The sequence below is a fragment of the Hyphomicrobium sp. 01T421 genome, from assembly GCF_056398805.1.
This window is the reverse complement of sequence record NZ_JBFTQC010000001.1, coordinates 719,368-736,708: the sequence shown is the minus strand read 5'-3', so window position 1 is coordinate 736,708 and position 17,341 is coordinate 719,368. Positions and strand designations below refer to the sequence as shown.

13 protein-coding genes are annotated in these 17,341 nt (G+C 58.8%); 3 read left to right on the top strand and 10 right to left on the bottom strand.

The genetic code is table 11. The annotated features are described in order from the left end of the window. Positions 1 to 438: 438 nt before the first annotated feature. From AC1DK3_RS03395 to AC1DK3_RS03360, 8 genes are all read right to left on the bottom strand, one after another. Entirely contained in the window at positions 439 to 1,206 is a 768-nt protein-coding gene (locus tag AC1DK3_RS03395; RefSeq protein WP_477190880.1) for an ROK family protein, read from the bottom strand. Continuing rightward, complete coding sequence (gene pgl, locus AC1DK3_RS03390) at positions 1,187 to 1,942, bottom strand: 6-phosphogluconolactonase (RefSeq protein WP_477190879.1); 756 nt, start codon at positions 1,940 to 1,942, stop codon at positions 1,187 to 1,189. Before pgl ends, AC1DK3_RS03395 begins: the two co-directional genes overlap by 20 nt. Positions 1,943 to 2,008: 66 nt before the next feature. Then, complete coding sequence (locus AC1DK3_RS03385; protein WP_477190878.1) at positions 2,009 to 2,836, bottom strand: Cof-type HAD-IIB family hydrolase; 828 nt, start codon at positions 2,834 to 2,836, stop codon at positions 2,009 to 2,011. Next, positions 2,833 to 4,353, bottom strand: a complete 1,521-nt coding sequence (gene zwf / locus AC1DK3_RS03380) for a glucose-6-phosphate dehydrogenase (protein WP_477192859.1) — start codon at positions 4,351 to 4,353, stop codon at positions 2,833 to 2,835. The genes AC1DK3_RS03385 and zwf overlap by 4 nt, the downstream gene beginning before the upstream one ends. 96 nt (positions 4,354 to 4,449) lie before the next feature. Further along, positions 4,450 to 5,481 carry a phosphogluconate dehydrogenase (NAD(+)-dependent, decarboxylating) gene (gene gnd / locus AC1DK3_RS03375; protein ID WP_477192858.1) on the bottom strand — a complete coding sequence of 344 codons (1,032 nt, stop codon included), beginning with the start codon at positions 5,479 to 5,481 and terminating at the stop codon, positions 4,450 to 4,452. A gap of 29 nt (positions 5,482 to 5,510) precedes the next feature. Continuing rightward, positions 5,511 to 8,339, bottom strand: coding sequence for a bifunctional transaldolase/phosoglucose isomerase (locus AC1DK3_RS03370; RefSeq protein ID WP_477190877.1), 2,829 nt, complete (start codon positions 8,337 to 8,339; stop codon positions 5,511 to 5,513). Then, positions 8,336 to 10,438, bottom strand: coding sequence for a transketolase (gene tkt, locus AC1DK3_RS03365; RefSeq protein ID WP_477190876.1), 2,103 nt, complete (start codon positions 10,436 to 10,438; stop codon positions 8,336 to 8,338). Before tkt ends, AC1DK3_RS03370 begins: the two co-directional genes overlap by 4 nt. Before the next feature lie 17 nt (positions 10,439 to 10,455). Then, the gene (locus AC1DK3_RS03360; RefSeq protein ID WP_477190875.1) at positions 10,456 to 10,641 is read right to left on the bottom strand and encodes a hypothetical protein; all 186 of its coding nucleotides are present in this window, start codon (positions 10,639 to 10,641) and stop codon (positions 10,456 to 10,458) included. Here AC1DK3_RS03360 and AC1DK3_RS03355 point away from each other — a divergent pair. The 3 genes from AC1DK3_RS03355 to AC1DK3_RS03345 all read left to right on the top strand — a co-directional run bounded on the left by AC1DK3_RS03355 (position 10,631) and on the right by AC1DK3_RS03345 (position 15,691). After that, the gene (locus AC1DK3_RS03355) at positions 10,631 to 12,811 is read left to right on the top strand and encodes an amylo-alpha-1,6-glucosidase (RefSeq protein ID WP_477190874.1); all 2,181 of its coding nucleotides are present in this window, start codon (positions 10,631 to 10,633) and stop codon (positions 12,809 to 12,811) included. The genes AC1DK3_RS03360 and AC1DK3_RS03355 overlap by 11 nt on opposite strands. Next, the gene (locus AC1DK3_RS03350; RefSeq protein ID WP_477190873.1) at positions 12,798 to 14,651 is read left to right on the top strand and encodes a glycoside hydrolase family 15 protein; all 1,854 of its coding nucleotides are present in this window, start codon (positions 12,798 to 12,800) and stop codon (positions 14,649 to 14,651) included. The genes AC1DK3_RS03355 and AC1DK3_RS03350 overlap by 14 nt, the downstream gene beginning before the upstream one ends. Before the next feature lie 137 nt (positions 14,652 to 14,788). After that, entirely contained in the window at positions 14,789 to 15,691 is a 903-nt protein-coding gene (locus tag AC1DK3_RS03345; protein ID WP_477190872.1) for a polysaccharide deacetylase family protein, read from the top strand. Between the two features lie 77 nt (positions 15,692 to 15,768). On the opposite strand, the gene AC1DK3_RS03340 is transcribed toward AC1DK3_RS03345, so the two are convergent. Together AC1DK3_RS03340 and AC1DK3_RS03335 are read right to left on the bottom strand one after the other, a co-directional pair. Continuing rightward, on the bottom strand, positions 15,769 to 16,548 hold the full coding sequence (locus AC1DK3_RS03340; RefSeq protein WP_477190871.1) for a glucose 1-dehydrogenase: 780 nt from the start codon (positions 16,546 to 16,548) through the stop codon (positions 15,769 to 15,771). Positions 16,549 to 16,562: 14 nt separating this feature from the next. Then, positions 16,563 to 17,339 (bottom strand): SDR family NAD(P)-dependent oxidoreductase, encoded by a 777-nt coding sequence (locus AC1DK3_RS03335; protein WP_477190870.1) that lies wholly within the window; start codon positions 17,337 to 17,339, stop codon positions 16,563 to 16,565. Between the last annotated feature and the right edge of the window lie 2 nt (positions 17,340 to 17,341).

Genomic DNA, 17,341 nt, shown 5'->3' with positions numbered 1-17,341 from the left:
ACCTGTCGTCACCGGAGGCGGAGTTCGACTGGGTTGGCAGCTTGGAAACTTCCATGGTCGTGCGCCGTAATTGACCAAAAAGGCTTCGGAGCGGCAACTGCATGTCGATGCAATCACCCAATCGCCCTTTATTGCATTATATGATTTTGCGCGAAATTACGGATCGCGGTAGGGTGTATTTGCCTTCAATTTATTAATTTAATTCCGTCTGGAAAATGGGCACAACCGCGTATCGCGATAGTATTCGCCAAACCCGCATCTCGAATACAGGCGGCGTCGGGTCAGGGGGCGTCGGTTCTTGTCGCCGACGGTCCCCCGCCATTTCTTCGAGGCGCGTTCCGCGTTTCTGCCTATCCGGGCTACGATCGTTCCGGCGGCGCCGCTGCGCGGTCCGAGCCGGAGCTGTAAATCGATGGTGCGATAGAGGGCAAACCCGCATCACTTTTGTTGAGAAGCCGAATCCCAGACGGGCTCCTGCCAAAGCCGCACCCCGCCGGTGATGCCGGCATCGTTCGAAGCGATGTGAACGTTCGGAGGCAAATCGCGGGCTTCCACGTGAACCGAGTTTCCGCCACCGAGATACAGAACGTCGAAGTGAATGAGTGAAGAGACGACATCTACCATATGGCGAACGTGGCTATTCCATTTCTCGCGGCCGTGAGCTTTCCGGGCCGCCTCACCGGCATATTCGTTGTACGTTTCATCCTTGTGTATCGGGTGGTGAGCAAGTTCGAGATGTGGCGTGAGCCGTCCCTTGGAAAATATTGCACTTCCAATGCCGGTCCCCAACGTCAGCACGACTTCCAAACCCTTTCCGGTGACGATGCCAAGTCCCTGGACTTCGGCATCGTTGAGAACCCTTGCTGGCTTGCCGAACCGCTCCGACAGCGCTTGCGCAAGAGCGTAATTTGACCAGCCCGGTCCGTCGAAATGCGGCGCCGTCAGAATGTGACCGTCGCGAACGACCCCTGGAAAGCCTGCGGAAATCCTGTCGCTGGTCGGCAGCGGTGCGACCAGTCTCTCGAGCGCCGCCAAAAGAGATTCGGGTTGACACGGGTGAGGCGTGTCAACCCGAACTCTGGGCGCGATCATTCGACCGGCGCCGTCCAGAACCGATGCCTTGAGTCCGGTTCCCCCGATATCGATTGCAAGCGTGAGGGGACCGCTCGCCTCGGCGCGGCTCCGATCAATTTTGGGTGCGTTCATGCAGATCGCGTGCTCCGGCGGCCCTCTCGTCGGCAACGACCCGCAGTTCTCCGAGAGGCTTGAAATGCACTGCGGGTAGCGTTTCATCGTGGCGGCGAAACCGGCCCAGCATCTTACTTTTTTGGTCACCCGCGACGAGGAACGCGCTGTTTGCGCTGTTCTCGAGCGCAGGATAGGTCAGCGTGATGCGAGCTTCCGGCTTGACGCCCGTGACAGCGACGACCCATCGCTCCCTTTCCTGTAGTGCATCTGTTCCGGGAAAGAGCGACGCTAGGTGCCCGTCCTCGCCCAGACCGAGGAGCGTTACATCAAACAACCGTCGCATCGTCTCGCCACGGGTCGCTTCATAGAATGACTTCAGCTCCTGCTCGTATCGCCGTGCAGCTTCTTCCGGAGTGAGACCTTCCGTCGGGATTGGATGAATGTTGGCCGCCGGGATCGGCACCAGCGAGAGCAAGGCGTTATTCGCCATGCGATAGTTGCTGAGCGGATCGCCGTGAGGCACGAAACGCTCATCGCCCCAGAAGAAGTGCGTTCGTGACCATGGAAAGCGATCGCGGTAGGGCGCTTCGGCGAGGCGCTCATAGAGCTTTCGCGGCGTAGACCCACCGGACAAACAGATGCCAACCGTGCCCGAAGTTCCGGAGGCTATATCGAGAAGCCAGTCGGCAACATGCTTCGATAGCGCGCCGACATCCGCGACGGTCTCATATTTTATCTTCGGAAGCTCTGCCACGAACCTGCAGTCCTGTTGAGCAACGAAACACCGGATACTCGCCATGTCTCTTGGCCGCGAAGCCGATCATTGAACGCCTGTTTGAGCCAAGACATATCGACTTACAGCTTTAGCGAACCCGTCGTTTTCGTTGCTGTCGGTGACGGCATCCGCCTTGCCCTTCACGTCGTCGCTCGCCTGGCCCATCGCGATCGAATAGCCGCTTTCGTTGAACATCGGGATGTCGTTCGGCATGTCGCCAATCGTTGCGATCTCTGCCGCCGGAATTCCGAGAAGCCTCGATAACGTTTTGACTACGCTGCCCTTGTTGGCTTCAGAAGGCGTGATGTCGAGATAATAGGGTTGAGAATGCGCAACGCTCGCGTCTCGTCCCAAATCTTTTGCCAGAGCGCGTTCGCTGTCCGTGATGAGCTTCGGATTGTCGGACACACCGACTATTTTTGCGGCGTGCGAAAGATGATCGGCAGTAAAAGAGCTGACGACTTTCGGCCCGAATTTCACGGTGTTCGTCTCACGTTCGACGTGCGGAGCGCGGAGGTCCCGGATCAGCCATTCGTCCTCGGTGTAAACCCAGACGTCCGTTCCGCGATCAACGAGAAATTGAAGCGTATGCGCGGCCACTTTGGGCGGGAGGAGATGGGCTTCGATCACCGAGAGATCCGGCTTCACGAATATGCCGCCGTTGAATGCAGCTATTGGTGTGCGAAGCGCGAGAGGCGCGACGAGCATGGCCATTCCGCGGGGCGGACGGCCACTCGTTATTGCGAAGGTGATGCCCGCATCAGCGAGATCGCGAACGGCACGCTTGGCCGCCTCCGTCAGAACCTTCTCGGTTGTCACAAGAGTGCCGTCGACATCGGCAAGCAGCAGACGTATGGCGCGGTTCCCGCTCATGTCTTGCATTTCGCTGGTTGATCGATCGGACGCCAGGCGCGGTTGCCATCGCGTGCCAACAACTCGTCGGCAGCAACGGGGCCATTGCTGCCTGATGGATACGAGGGAATATCCGCTTGTTTCTTGCTCCACTCGTCGAGCACTGGTTGCACGATGCGCCAGCTATCCTCGATCATGTCTGCGCGCATGAAGAGCGTTTGATCGCCGATCATCACGTCATAGAGCAGCGTCTCGTAGCCGACATTCGGCTCCTTGGAAAACCAATCGTTGTAGCAGAAATCCATCTTGACCGCTGCGAGATCGACGACAGGCCCGCGACGCTTGACTTCGAATTGCAGAGAAATGCTTTCCTCCGGCGCGATGCTCAACACCAACCAATTGGGGCGCAGTGCATCGACAGGCGTATTCTGAAAAGCCGTATAAGGCGCCGGCTTGAAGCAAATGGCGATCTCCGTCATGCGCGCAACCAGATGCTTTCCCGTGCGAATGAAGAAGGGAACGCCAGCCCACCGCCAATTGTCGATTTCGACCTTCAATGCGGCGTATGTTTCGACATTCGACTGCGGCGCAACGTTCGGTTCCTGCCGATACCCGTTGACCGACTTGTCGAGCACTTTGCCGGCTGTGTATTGACCGCGCACTGGACATTTGGGATCGATCGCGGGGATGGCGGCAAGAACGTCAGCCTTCATATTGCGAATGGCGGCCGCGTCGAAGCCGACCGGCGGCTCCATGGCCACCATCGACAGAAGCGAGAATGCGTGGTTCGGAATCATATCGCGAAGGGCGCCAGTCGCTTCATAAAAGGCACCGCGTTGTTCCACGCCCAACGTCTCGGCCGCCGTGATCTGCACGTGATCGATGCGGTCACGGTTCCAGATCGGCTCGAAGATCCCATTGCCGAAGCGGAAGGCCATAATGCTCTGGACGGTATCTTTTCCGAGGAAGTGATCGATCCGGTAGATCTGGTCCTCCTGCAAAGTTCTGCGGATGCGCGTGTTGAGCTCCCGCGCCGAGTCGAGGCTATGGCCGAAGGGCTTTTCGATAACGACCCGGCGCCAACGGCTTCGTTTGCCGTCACGATCCTCGGACTGCTCCGCGAGTCCCGACTTGCCGAGTTGACCCACCGTCGGACCGAATAGTTGGTCCGCCACCGCGAGGTAAAAGATCGCATTCCCGTGTGTGTGGTGAGTTTTTTCGACCTTATCAAGTTCGCGACGAAGGCCGGCGTACATCTCCGGATCGTTCAAATCACCCTGCAAATATGAGATGGACCCTGAGAGGCGCTTCCATGCCGCCTCATCGACACGATCGATTTCGAACTCCCCGGCCGGATCCCCCACAAAATGCTTCAGCATGTCGTAGAGTTCGTTGCGCCAGCTTTCGGCGGTAATTTCCTTTCGCGCCACGCCTATCAAGGCGAATTGCGCCGGGAGCAATCCGGTCCGAGCTAAATTATACAGCGCGGGGACGATCAACCGCTTCGTCAGATCACCCGAGGCGCCGAAAATCACCATCGCGCACGGATCAGCCGGTTTCGGCTTGCGATACGGCGGGCACTTGATGAGAGCGGATGTTTGAGAAGGCCGGATGAGCGTGTCGAGTGTCATTTTCTACTCTGCCGCGTTTTGTGCCGTTGACTGACCTTCTGGTGCATGAGCTTCAAGCTCGCCGCCTTCGATGTGTCCGCCAAATCCGAGACGCATGGCCGACAGCATTTTCTCGGCGAAGGTGTGCTCCTGCCGCGACCGGAAACGCGTGTAGAGCGCGCTCGAAAGGACTTCGGCCGGCACTGACTGTTCGATTGCCGCCTCGATGGTCCAGCGGCCTTCGCCGGAATCCTGGACGAATCCGGAAAAGCTTTTGAGTTGCGGATCCTTCGCCAAGGCCGCTGCGCCGAGGTCCAAAAGCCAGGAGGATATGACGCTGCCGCGACGCCAAACTTCCGCGATATCCGGAATGTTGAGCGTGAACCGTTCCTCTTCGGGCAGCTCGGCCGAGTCCTTGCTCCGCAGGATATCGAAACCTTCGGCGTAGGCCTGCATCAGCCCGTATTCGATGCCGTTGTGGATCATCTTGACGAAATGTCCGGCGCCCGCGGGCCCAGCGTGGATGTAGCCGCGCTCGGCGCGTTGATCGTATTTGGCGCGGCCAGGGGTTTTCGTGATGCTGCCCAATCCAGGAGCGAGCGCCGTAAAAATTGGATCGAGGTGCTCGACAGCTTCCTTCGGGCCTCCGATCATCAGGCAATAACCACGATCCAAACCCCAGACGCCGCCGGAAGTCCCGCAGTCCACATAATGGATGCCGCGCTCGGCCAATCGCTTCGCGCGCCTGATGTCGTCCTTATAAAATGAATTGCCGCCATCGATGATGATGTCGCCGGACACGAGAATCCGCGAGAAATGCTCGACTGTCTCTTCCGTGATCGGCCCGGCCGGCAACATGATCCAGACAGCGCGCGGCTTGCCGGTTAACGCTGCGGCGACGCCCTCCAGCGATGCTACATCCTTGGCGCCCTCATGTGCGAGCGTGTCTCGCGCTTTGGAGTCGACATCGAATACGATGCAGCGATGGCCGGCCTTCATCAGCCGGCGTGCGATATTGCCGCCCATGCGGCCGAGGCCAATAACGCCGATCTCCATGACCACAAACTCCATTTGTCTCGCCCGGTTCAGGCGAGCGCTTCGGCGACGGCTCGCTCCAACTCGGCCAGACCGGCATCGACATCTTTCAGATGAATTCGCAAGGCACGCCGGCCACGTTCGACGAGAACATCGAGATCGCCCTGCGCCTGCGCGGCTTTGACGACGCCGAAACTCAAACGGTGACCCGGTATCTCGATATCTTCGGGGTCATCGGTCGTAATTTGCATGAAGACGCCGGTATTCGGTCCACCCTTGTAGGCTTGGCCTGTCGAATGCTGAAAGCGCGGGCCAAAGCCAAGACAGGTCGCAGCATGCGTTTTGTCGCGAATGCTTTCGCGCATCGCACTCATAGCTTTCGTGTGGGCTTTGTTGCGCTCGATATAGGCGAGGAGCGCAACATAATCGTTCGGCTCGACGCGATCGAAATAGCTCTTTAAAATGCCTTGAAGGGTATTGTGGCGACCGAGTGCCGACGCGTTATGTGGATCAACATAGACGGCAATTCCGTTCTCGCGAAAGAGAGGATGCTCGGCCGGAAGCTCTCGCGTTTTTTCGTACGCGCTAGTCAACGCCGCCGTCTTGACCTTGCTCGCCTCGACGTCCGGTTGATCGAACGGATTGATACCGATAACCGCGCCAGCAACCGCGGTCGCAATCTCCCAGCGGAAGAATTCCTGGCCGAGATGCCAGATGTCTTTGACCCTGATCCGTGCAACTGGATGACCGGCCTTTTCCAACGCCGATATCGCTTCGCGCTGATGCGTATCGGCCATTCCCTCAAGTTCGACGTAGACGAAAAACCGATCGGCGCTGTACTTGTCCGGCGTGCCGAGCGGCTCGTCCGTGAGCGGGATAAGTCCCCGTCCGCTTTTGCCGGTGCTTTCGGCGAGGAGTTGTTCGAGCCATGCACCAAGATCATCGATCTTCGGCGATGCGACGATCGTCACCTTGTTGCAGCCGAATGAGGCGGCCGCAACGCCGAGCGCAATGCCAAGTTCGACGCCGGGATTCTCTGACGGCGGAACATCAGGACCGCACGATCGCTCCATGACCGATGCTGTTTCAAGCAGGCGCTTGATATCTACGCCCATGAGAGCGGCAGGAACGAGCCCAAAATTCGATAGCACCGAATAGCGGCCGCCGATGCCCGGCAAGCCATAAAAGATGTGACGGAAGCCCGATCGCTTCGCACGTTGCTCCAGCGAGGAGCCCGGATCCGTCACGGCGACGAAATACTCTCCGGCGCGATCTCTGCCGACCGCTGCGCTGACGCGCGCGAAGAAATAATCGAGGAGAATATTGGGCTCGACCGTGCTTCCCGACTTCGACGAAACGATAAAGATCGTCTTATCCAACTGCACCGACTCTTCGATCGTGTGGATTTGAGCAGGATCCGTGCTGTCCAAGACATGCAGAAGCGGCCATCCTGATTGGCGGCCGAACGTCTCGGCGATCACCTCGGGTCCGAGACTGGACCCGCCCATTCCTAGAAGAACAGCATCACCGAAGCCTTCTCGTCTCACGTTGTTTGCGAAGGCCTCCAGTGCGCCGACGTCTCGAAGCTCGCGATCGACGATCTGCAGCCAGCCCACCCATTTTTCTTCGCCTTTGTTGGTCCAAAGCGCTGCATCGCCGGACCAAAGAGACCTTACAAGCCCCTTCCTGCGCCAATCGTCGCGTTCACGATCGATGGCTGCCTGCATCTCGGGGAAACCAGCGGAGATTTTTTGGCTAATGTGATCGCCTTCCATCAAAGCGAGGCGCCTTCGCGCGATGGCTCCGCAAAGCTTGTCGAAGGCGTCCGCAAACTGCTGCACTCCATCGACAACGAGCTGATCCGTAATGTCCTTGAGCGAAATCCCTTGTTTGCCGAGCGTCTCAAGAACCGAACGGGCGTCGGCAAGACAATCTTCGATGGCGTCCGCCTTCGCCTCACCATGATCGCGGAATGCATCCATCGTCGCGGGCGGCATCGTGTCGACCGTATCGCGCCCGATCAAAGCCTCGACGTAAACAGTGTCTTTGTAGGCGGGATTTTTCGTGCTCGTCGAAGCCCACAGCAAACGCTGGGTCTTGGCTCCGGCTCCTGCGAGCCGGTGCCAACGCTCGCTTGAGAAAATCGACTTGTATCGTTCGTATGCGAGTTTCGCATTGGCGATCGCCACTTTGCCGCGCAATGCGTCCGCTGTTTTTTTGTCCGGGAGAGGGTCCAATTTCTTGTCCGCAGCGACATCGATGCGGCTCACGAAAAAGCTTGCAACACTTGCGACGCGCGAGACGTCGCCGCCCGCCTTCGAAAAATTTTCGAGGCCCGCGATATATGCTTCCGCAACCTCCTCGTAGACGGCGATCGAGAAAAGCAACGTGATATTGATATTGAGGCCAGCGCCAACCAGAATGCGTATCGCAGGGATTCCGGCCGGCGTGCCAGGGACCTTCACCATCAGATTCGGGCGATCGACCGCAGCCCAGAGCCTCTTCGCTTCGGCAAGTGTCGCCTCGGTATCGTTAGCGATATAGGGCGAGCATTCGAGGCTAATATAGCCGTCTCGGCCGCCCGTCCGATCGTAGACGGGGCGTAAAATGTCCGCCGCGTCTCGAATATCGGCCAGCGCCAAATGCTCGTAGATGTCGATGACGCGATGATCGCCGCGCGACTGGAATTGCTTCAGCGCACTGGCGTATTCCTCAGTCTCGGCGATGGCTTTCTCGAAAATCGACGGATTCGATGTGATGCCCTTCAAGCCGTCGCGTTCGATCAGCGAGCGAAGTTTTCCGCTCGTGATGAGGTCGCGCTTCAAATCATCCAGCCAGATCGACTGGCCGAAGCTTTCGAGTTGTTTCAGCCGGTTCACTTCGCGCTCCCTTCCATCAGGGCCATCTGATGTTTGGCTGCGGCGACAACAGCTTCTGCGGCGAAGCCGAATTTTAGCATGACATCTTTGATCGGCGCCGACGCTCCGAACGTACGCATTCCGATCCGCGAGCCATCAGCGCCTACATACCGGTCCCAGCCGATCACCGAGCCTGCTTCGACGGAAACGCGCGCCTTGACGTCTCGCGGTAAGACGCTCTCGCGATACGCGGCGTCCTGTTCTTCGAAAAGCTCCCAAGACGGCATGCTCACGAGACGTGCGGCAACGCCCTTCCGCTTTAGCTCTTCGAACGCTTCCGCGCAGATCGATACCTCGCTTCCGGTGCCAATCAGGATCACGGCGGGAGTGCCCTGCTTGGCATCCGCCATCACATAGGCGCCGCGGGCAACGCCTGTCGCGGGAGCATACTTCTTGCGATCGAAGGTCGGCAGAGGTTGGCGGCTAAGAGCGAGGCACGCGGGGTGCTTCTTCAGCCGCATCGTCACGCGCCAGGCCTCAACCGTTTCGTTCGCGTCGGCGGGTCGCAATGTGACGAGCCCCGGAATGCTTCGCAAAGCCAGCAGCTGTTCGATTGGCTGATGCGTCGGGCCATCTTCGCCGAGCCCGATCGAGTCGTGCGTGAAGACGTATATCGCCGGAATTTCCATCAACGCGCTCAAGCGAATGGACGCTTTCATGTAGTCGGCAAAGTTGAGAAAGGTGGACCCGTATGCTCGCACGCCGCTGAGCACGAGCCCGTTGACGATGGCGCCCATTGCGTGTTCGCGAATACCAAAATGCAAATTGCGCGCGCCGTAGTTGTTTGCCTCGACGTCGCCACCGCCCTCGATGTTGGTTTTCGTCGAGGGAGCAAGGTCGGCAGCGCCGCCGATAAAGAGCGGATCGTGGGCGGCGATCGCGTTGAGGGCCTTGCCTCCGGAGGCTCGCGTCGCAATGCCTTTGGCGTCCGCAGGAAAGCTCGGCAGAGCCGCATCCCATCCTTCCGGCAACCCCCTGGATTCGAGCAGGTCGAATTCCGCAGAGAGTCCGGAATACTTGGATTTGAAGTCCTTGAGAATTTTGTTCCAAGCTTGCCAAGCTTGTTTGTTACGTGCGCCGATACCGGTCTCGAAATGTTTCGTGACGCCATCCGGGACAAGGAACGTCGCATCCTCGGGCCAACCGTAGCTGCGTTTTGCCAGACGAACTTCTTCCTCGCCCAGCGGTTCGCCATGCGCCGCGCTGGTGTCGTGCTTGTGCGGAGCGCCGTAGCCGATGTGGCTGTCGACGATAATCAACGACGGAACATCGGGCGTATCTCGGAATTTCGTCAGCGCCTCGGCAAGTCTCTCGGTATCGTTGACATCGCCTACGTGGTCGACGTTCCAACCATAGCTGAGAAAGCGGGCGCCGACGTTTTCACTAAAAGCGAGATCCGTGTGGCCTTCGATGGTCACGCGATTGTTGTCATAGATCCAGCAGAGATTGCCGAGCATCAGATGACCGGCGAGCGAGGCCGCTTCGCTTGCCACGCCTTCCATCATATCGCCATCGCCGCAGACGGTGAAAACATCGTAGTCGAATAAGGTGAGGCCGGGCTTATTGAACTTCTTTGCCAGCCATTTGCCGGCGAGAGCCATGCCCACACTCATGCCGCAGCCCTGGCCGAGCGGTCCCGTCGTCGCTTCGACGCCGGTTGTGCGGCCATACTCCGGGTGTCCCGGGCATTTGCTGTCGAGCTGGCGGAACGCTTTGATATCTTCCAATGTGACAGCTAAGCCGTTCGGTCTACCTCCTTTGGCGTCCCGCTCCTTGACTCCTGCAAGATGCAGAATTGAGTAGAGGAGCATCGAGGCATGGCCGTTCGATAAAACAAAGCGGTCGCGATTGGGCCAATGCGGATTATCGGGATCGAAGCGCAGAAAGCGCTGCCACAGAGTATAAACGAGGGGCGCCAGCGCCATTGGCGTGCCGGGATGACCAGAGTTCGCCTTTTGCACGGCGTCCATGGATAACGTGCGGATCGTATTGATGCACACATCATCGATATTCAGTTCAAACGGCGAAACTTGCGGTATTGTTGCGGTGCCGCGGCTCATCGGGCAGATCCAGAAGACTATTCGTCGAACGGCAGCAGTTGGAGCGGGTTAAAAACATAACTTACGAACAGGGCCGGCACGACAGCCGCCACAATGATCGACGTCGAGGGGGAAACGGATCGGCGCTCAACTCGTTCCGCAACAGATGTGGCGACTTTCAAAAAGCCACAACCTCTCTCGCTGGCTTCATCGATGTCGTTCAAAGTACAGGTTGGTCCGGCTCAAATTGCCATTCATCAGGGGCAGACGGTTTTCGTTACGCGTCCCGATGGCCAAGTAACATCTCCCGGCAACCACGGGCTCTATTTTCGCGACACCCGGCTCATCAGCACGTGGGCGATTTACGTAAACGGCGAGAAATGGGATCTACTCAACGGCGGCGCCGTGGCCTCCAACGCCGCGCGTATCCACGCGACGAACCCCAGCTTCATGAGCGAAGACGGACCCATCGCGGCCCGAACCTTGGGTTTGCTCATCGGCCGTCATATCGAAGGAGGAATGCACGAAGACATCTACGTCTCGAACAATGGGCTCGGAGCCGTCCGTTTCAATTTGGAAATTGCCATTCGCGCGGATTTTGCGGACATATTCGAAGTGAAAGCCAACGCTGTCGTCCGTCGCGGCTCTATAACGACGACGTGGTCGCCGCAGAGACAGATGGTTCACGATAGTTACCGGAATAAAGATTTCCATCGCGAAATTATCGTGCGAGCGGACGCCGGCGACGGTGAACATGCCGTCTACGCCAATGGCCGCCTGACTTTCGAGATTGCCCTAAAGCCCGGCGAGTTTTGGCATCGCTGTCTGTACTACGAATTCATAGACGGGAAAGAACGCATTCTGGCGCCGCGCGGGTGCATCGATACAAGCGGCGAGGAGCGACACTCCCAGAAAATTTCGGAATGGCAAACCACGGTTCTCAAAATCGTGACCAGCAACGAGGAATTCTACCGCAACTTCAATCAAGGCGTGCTCGATATGGCCGCGCTGCGGTTGCCGCTCAAGGGAACGAGCGGAATGGTATTCGTCCCCGCAGCGGGCCTGCCTTGGTTCTTGGCTTTATTCGGCCGCGATACTTTGATCGCTTCGTTGCAGACCATGATCGTCTATCCCGAATTCGCAGAAGGGACGCTCGACGTCTTGGCGCAATACCAAGCGCATGAACGTGATGATTACCGTGACGCCGAACCGGGGAAAATTCTGCACGAGCTTCGCTACGGCGAGCTCGCCCATTTCCGCCAAATTCCGCATACGCCGTATTATGGCACGGCCGACGCCACGCCGTTATATCTCGTGGCGCTGCATGCCGCCTGGCGAGCGACCGGCGACGCTGATCTTATCGAGCGGCTTCTCCCCACCGCAGAAGCCTGCCTCGACTGGATCGATAAATACGGCGATCGCGATGGCGATGGATTTCAGGAATACCAGACGCGGTCGCCCGCCGGTTACGAGAACATGGGCTGGAAGGACGCCGGAAATTCAATCGTCTATCCCGACGGCGCGCTTGTCGACGGACCAAAAGCACTGTGCGAATTGCAAGGCTATGTTTACGACGCGTGGCTCCGCATGGCCGAGATCTATGATGCTTTCGATAACAAACGGCGAGCCGGTGCCTTACGCCGAAAAGCGGAGCACCTGTTTGAAAAGTTCAACGAAGACTTCTGGGATGAGGAGTTGGGCTTCTATGCGCTCGCGCTCGATGGCACGAAGAAAAAGGTCCTGACGGTCGCTTCCAACGTGGGGCACTGCCTCTGGTCCGGCATCATCGCGCCGGAGCGAGCAGAGCAGGTCGTGAAACGTTTAATGCGCAAGGATATGCTTTCGGGCTGGGGCATCCGCACGCTATCGGCGGATCATCCAGCGTTTAACCCGTACGATTACCAGACAGGCGCCGTCTGGCCGCATGACAATTCCATCATCGCACTCGGCATGAAGCGATATGGTTTTCCGCGCGAAGCCGCCGTCGTCGCACGGGAACTGAGCGGCGCGGCGAGCCATTTCCTTCTGAACCAACTTCCAGAGCTCTATGGCGGATTGCAGCGCGAGGAGGATGGCTTCCCGGTCCAATATCTCGGCGCCAATGTCCCGCAAGCCTGGGCGGCGGGCACGCCGTTTCTGCTACTTCAAGCGCTTTTGGGACTGCAGCAGGATGCTCCTCGCGGAAAAATTTACGTCGATCCCGTATTGCCCGATTGGTTGCCCGATATCACGCTGATGGACCTACGGCTTGGCCGAGCGCGGTTCGATATCCACTTCTGGCGAGATGGACGAGAAACCCTGTTCGAGGTTCTCAAGGGGGATGCCGCAGCCATTGAAAAGGCCGCGCTCGCCGCACTCGTGTCCGTCGGAGGCGTGGAGCATGTCCCAACCTGATCAACTGTGGATTGAAGATTACGCGCTGATCAGCGATTGCGAATCTGCCGCTCTGGTCGGACGCAACGGTTCGATCGATTGGCTTTGCTGGCCGCGTTTCGACTCCAGCGCGTGCTTTGCCGCTCTCTTGGGAAACCCCGAGCACGGGCGATGGCTCATCGCGCCGAAGGATCCTGCCAAACGGATCATACGCCGGTACATCGACAGCTCCCTGGTCCTCGTCACGACATTCGAAATAGCGAGTGGGACCGCAGAACTGATCGATTTCATGGCGCCGCACGACGAGAGCGCGGATCTGGTCCGCATCGTCCGCGGTGTCGAAGGGCATGTCCCGCTGCATATGGAGTTCATTATTCGCTTCGAGTACGGCGCGTTTGTCCCGTGGGTCGAACGTCTCGACGGGGAAGGGCTCCGCGCGATCGCCGGCCCCGATATGGTCATTTTGCGCGCGCCGGTGGATTTGAGTGGAGAGGGACTGACGACCGTCGCAGACTTTAACGTTTCGGCCGGTGAAAATGTGCCCTTCGTTTTGAGCTACGGTCCCTCGCAGCGCAAGCTGCCCGAGGGCGTGGACCCGGAGGTCGCGCTCAAAAGCACGGAAGCGTATTGGCGTGGCTGGTCAGGCCACTGCGTATCGGCCGGACGTTGGACACCCCTCGTCAAACGCTCGCTCACCGTATTAAAAGGCCTGACCTATGCTCCAACCGGCGGCATCGTCGCTGCCGCTACGACGTCACTGCCGGAGGAAGCGGGCGGCGTTCGGAATTGGGATTATCGATACTGCTGGTTGCGCGACGCGACGTTGACTCTGCTCGCCCTTGGAAGCGCCGGCTACTACGAAGAAGCGCGCGACTGGCGAGATTGGCTTGTCCGCGCCATTGCAGGCAGCCCGGATCAGCTGCAGATCATGTACGGGATCAACGGCGAGCGCCGTCTGCAAGAATGGGAGGTCGAATGGCTGCCTGGCTTCCGGGGTGCGCGGCCGGTCCGGGTCGGAAACGCCGCCGCCACTCAACTCCAGCTCGACGTTTACGGCGAGATCGCCGACGCCATCTTCCAAGCGCGCGCGCACGGATTGCCCCCTGCGGATCGTTGGCACGCAATCTCTCTCGCACTCCTAGATCACCTCGAAACGGCCTGGCGCCAGCCCGACGAAGGGATTTGGGAAGTGCGAGGGCCGGCACAGCATTTCGTACATTCGAAAGTCCTGGCATGGGTCGCGTTCGATCGTATGGTGAGATGGGTCGAAGAGCACGGCGAAGAGGCGCCGCTGGATCGATGGCGCGCGTTACGCGACGAAATTCACAACGACGTCTGTTGCAACGGCTTCGACACCGAGCTGAACAGTTTTGTGCAGGCCTATGGCTCCAAGTTTCTTGACGCGAGCCTGTTGTTACTCCCCATCGTCGGCTTCTTGCCGCCGTCCGACCCGCGAATACAGGGCACTGTCAAAGCGATCGAGCACCGTCTTCTGCGCAACGGATTGATCTATCGCTACGCGACGACCGAGACCGAAGATGGCTTGCCAGCCGGCGAAGGGGCGTTCCTTGCATGCAGTTTCTGGTTTGTAGACAACCTTGTCATGCAGGGTCGCATCGACGAAGGGGAAGCAATGTTCGAACGCCTCGTCGCGCTCTGCAATGATGTCGGACTTCTCGCCGAGGAATATGATCCCGTCTCGAAGCATCAGATGGGCAATTTTCCGCAAGCCTTCAGCCACGTCTCCCTCATCAATTCCGCCTACAATCTCACGCTCTACAAGGGCATGTCCGAAGAATGCTCGGACTGGAACTCGCGACGAGCGACAATGCGGCGTGGCAGCTCATCGACCGGGTGTTGAAAGTTTCACTCACAATACGCTTGGAACTTTCTCAATTGCGATGGAGCCGCTTCGGGTTAGGATAGACGGTCATATCGCGGGGACGTTAGGGGGAATAGTTTGTTAGATACCGGCAAATTGGCGGGCGACGCATCACCATGATCGAGAACCCGGTTCCCTGGCCGAATGGTGCGCGATGTGCTGTCGCCCTGACGTTCGATATCGATTCCGAAAGCCCGCTGCACCTCGAACATCGCAATCGGGTCCCCGATCTCGTGGCGACCACGTCCTGGATGCGTTACGACGAAATTGCGGTGCCTCGCATCCTGCGCCTTTATCGCGATCTCGGATTGAAGCAGACGTTCTTCTATCCGGCGTGGTGCATGAAGACCTATCCGCATCTCGTCGAGCAGATCCTCGCGGGCGGTCACGAAATCGGCCATCACGGCTATATTCACGAGAACTACAATCAGCTGCCGCGCGACGAGCAGGAGGCGTTCTTCGTGCGCGCGCTCGAGACCATGGTCAGCATTACGGGAGAGAAGCCTCGCGGATTTCGCGCGCCCATTTATAATTTCTCACGCTACACGGCGGAGATGCTCGTTCGGCATGGCTTCGAATATGACGCATCGCTGATGACCGACGACGTGCCTCATCTCGTGGATGCCGCCGGCGGCTCGTTCGTGGAGATTCCATCCCATTGGTCGCTCGACGATTGGCCTCAATACGTCCACGCGACGGACTTCGGCTATCAGATGACGATACGGTCGCCGGACGAAGCGTGTGCGGTCTACATGGCCGATTTCGAAGCGGCGTATCGCTATGGCGGACTCTGGGTCGGGGTATGGCATCCGTGGGTCAGCGGTCGTCCCGCGCGTCTCGATGGCATTGCGCGGATGGTGAAGACGATGCAGTCGCGTGGCAACGTCTGGTTTGCGCGGCTGGACGAGATTGCGGCGCACGTCCGAAAAGTGACCGAAGAGGGCAGCTATCAACCCCGTCGCATTCGGCTTCCCTACTACGAGGAAGGTCTGCCGGAGAGTGAGTTTCCACGCTTGTAGAGACGTGTCTCGCGTGAAGCGGCGCGGAACGGCTCAGGCACCTAACGCCGGATGGGCGACGAAGGTCGCGCGCCCGGCTAGCGAATGATGTGGCCACCGTCGATCACAAGATCGCTGCCCGTCACGTACTTCGATTCATCCGATGCGAGATAGAGAATGCCGTCCGCGATGTCGCTGGCTTCGCCGATGCCCAACGGGCAGATGCGGCCCCATTCGCTTTCGACGGCGCTGGCATCGGGCAAGCCGCGATCGGCCGTCACCGCGGCGATCTCGCGCTCCAACATCGGCGTCATCACAACGCCCGGATGCACGGCGTTGACACGAATGTTGTATTTCCTGTCGGCACAGTAGAGAGCGGCGGCCTTCGTGAAATGCCGCGACGCGGCTTTGGACGCGCAATAGGCGGCGTTCAATCCGTCCGCCACCATCGAGTACGTCGAGGACACGTTCACAATCGAGCCGCCACGATCTTTCATGCTCTCGACTGCGATACGGGTTCCGATGAAGGTTCCCTCGGCGTTGACGCTGAACACTCGGCGCCAGTCGTCGAGCGTCGTCTCCTCCAAGCTTCGCGTGAGCTGGATACCGGCGTTGTTCACCAGAATATCCGGCGTTCCAAAACGCTGCATCGTCGCGTTGATGATCAGGCGCCAATTGGCTTCGCTTGCAACATCGTGCTGTTCAAAATGGACGGTGCCGACACGCGCCAGCTCCTTTGCGGCAGCGCTTCCCAAGACCGTATCGCAATCGGTCATCATCACCGAGGCGCCCTCGCGCGCGAAGACTTTCGCCGTCGCGAGGCCTATTCCTGCTGCCGCCCCCGTGATGATTGCGACTTTACCGCTCAACCGGTCCAAAGCTTCTCTCCCCTTCAACCAATGAAACTGCCGCGATCGACGCCGAAGCATTGGCCGGTGATATCCGCGGCCGCCTCTGAAGCCAGAAAAAGGTACGTCGGCGCGATTGCCGTTGTCGGCATGACGCCCGGTATCGGCTGACCGCGCAGATGGCTTTCGACCACGGCTTCTACCGAGGTGCCGGCTGCTGCGGCCTCGTCTCGTATGGTCCACATCGCGCCATCCGTCTCGACCAAGCCTGGGCAAACGGCGTTGACGGTGATGCCTTCGCGGCCGAGCTCCATGGCGAGCGATCGCATGAAACCCACAACCGCGTGCTTCGAGGCGGCATAGCCGGAATATCCCGCGGCCCCTGTGCGGCCCCATATCGAAGCGGTGATGATGATGGAGCCGCCGCGGGGAATACGCGGGAGCGCTTCGCGCGTGACGTAGTAGGTGCCCATGACGTTCACGTCGATGACTTTGCGAAATTCGGCATCGACTTTGTCATTGGCTGCTAAAATCGGCGTCGCGGGCTGATATCCGGCGTTGTTGATGACGACGTCAAAGCGTTCGATACCGGCAAGCGACGTTCGCACCTGCTCCTGATCGGAGATATCGCATTTCAGCGCCCGAACCGGCCGTCCGAAGCGCTTCTCGAGATCTGCACCTGCTTTGTGGATGCCGTCATTCTCGGCGAGTATGGAAATGTCCGCGCCGGCCTCTGCGAATGCTTCAGCGATTGCCAAACCAATTCCTTGGCTTGCTCCGGTGATCAGGACTGACTTTCCTTCAAAGGCGAATTTGACCATTC

What these genes read in the sequence shown, in the direction of transcription:
- AC1DK3_RS03345 (WP_477190872.1), top strand. Translation starts at nt 14,789, where the DNA reads ATGATCGAGAACCCGGTTCCCTGGCCGAATGGTGCGCGATGTGCTGTC.
- AC1DK3_RS03355 (WP_477190874.1), top strand. Translation starts at nt 10,631, where the DNA reads ATGTCGTTCAAAGTACAGGTTGGTCCGGCTCAAATTGCCATTCATCAG.
- tkt (WP_477190876.1), bottom strand. Translation starts at nt 10,438, where the DNA reads ATGAGCCGCGGCACCGCAACAATACCGCAAGTTTCGCCGTTTGAACTG.
- zwf (WP_477192859.1), bottom strand. Translation starts at nt 4,353, where the DNA reads ATGGTGATTTTCGGCGCCTCGGGTGATCTGACGAAGCGGTTGATCGTC.
- gnd (WP_477192858.1), bottom strand. Translation starts at nt 5,481, where the DNA reads ATGGAGATCGGCGTTATTGGCCTCGGCCGCATGGGCGGCAATATCGCA.
- AC1DK3_RS03395 (WP_477190880.1), bottom strand. Translation starts at nt 1,206, where the DNA reads ATGAACGCACCCAAAATTGATCGGAGCCGCGCCGAGGCGAGCGGTCCC.
- AC1DK3_RS03385 (WP_477190878.1), bottom strand. Translation starts at nt 2,836, where the DNA reads ATGAGCGGGAACCGCGCCATACGTCTGCTGCTTGCCGATGTCGACGGC.
- AC1DK3_RS03350 (WP_477190873.1), top strand. Translation starts at nt 12,798, where the DNA reads ATGTCCCAACCTGATCAACTGTGGATTGAAGATTACGCGCTGATCAGC.
- AC1DK3_RS03335 (WP_477190870.1), bottom strand. Translation starts at nt 17,339, where the DNA reads ATGGTCAAATTCGCCTTTGAAGGAAAGTCAGTCCTGATCACCGGAGCA.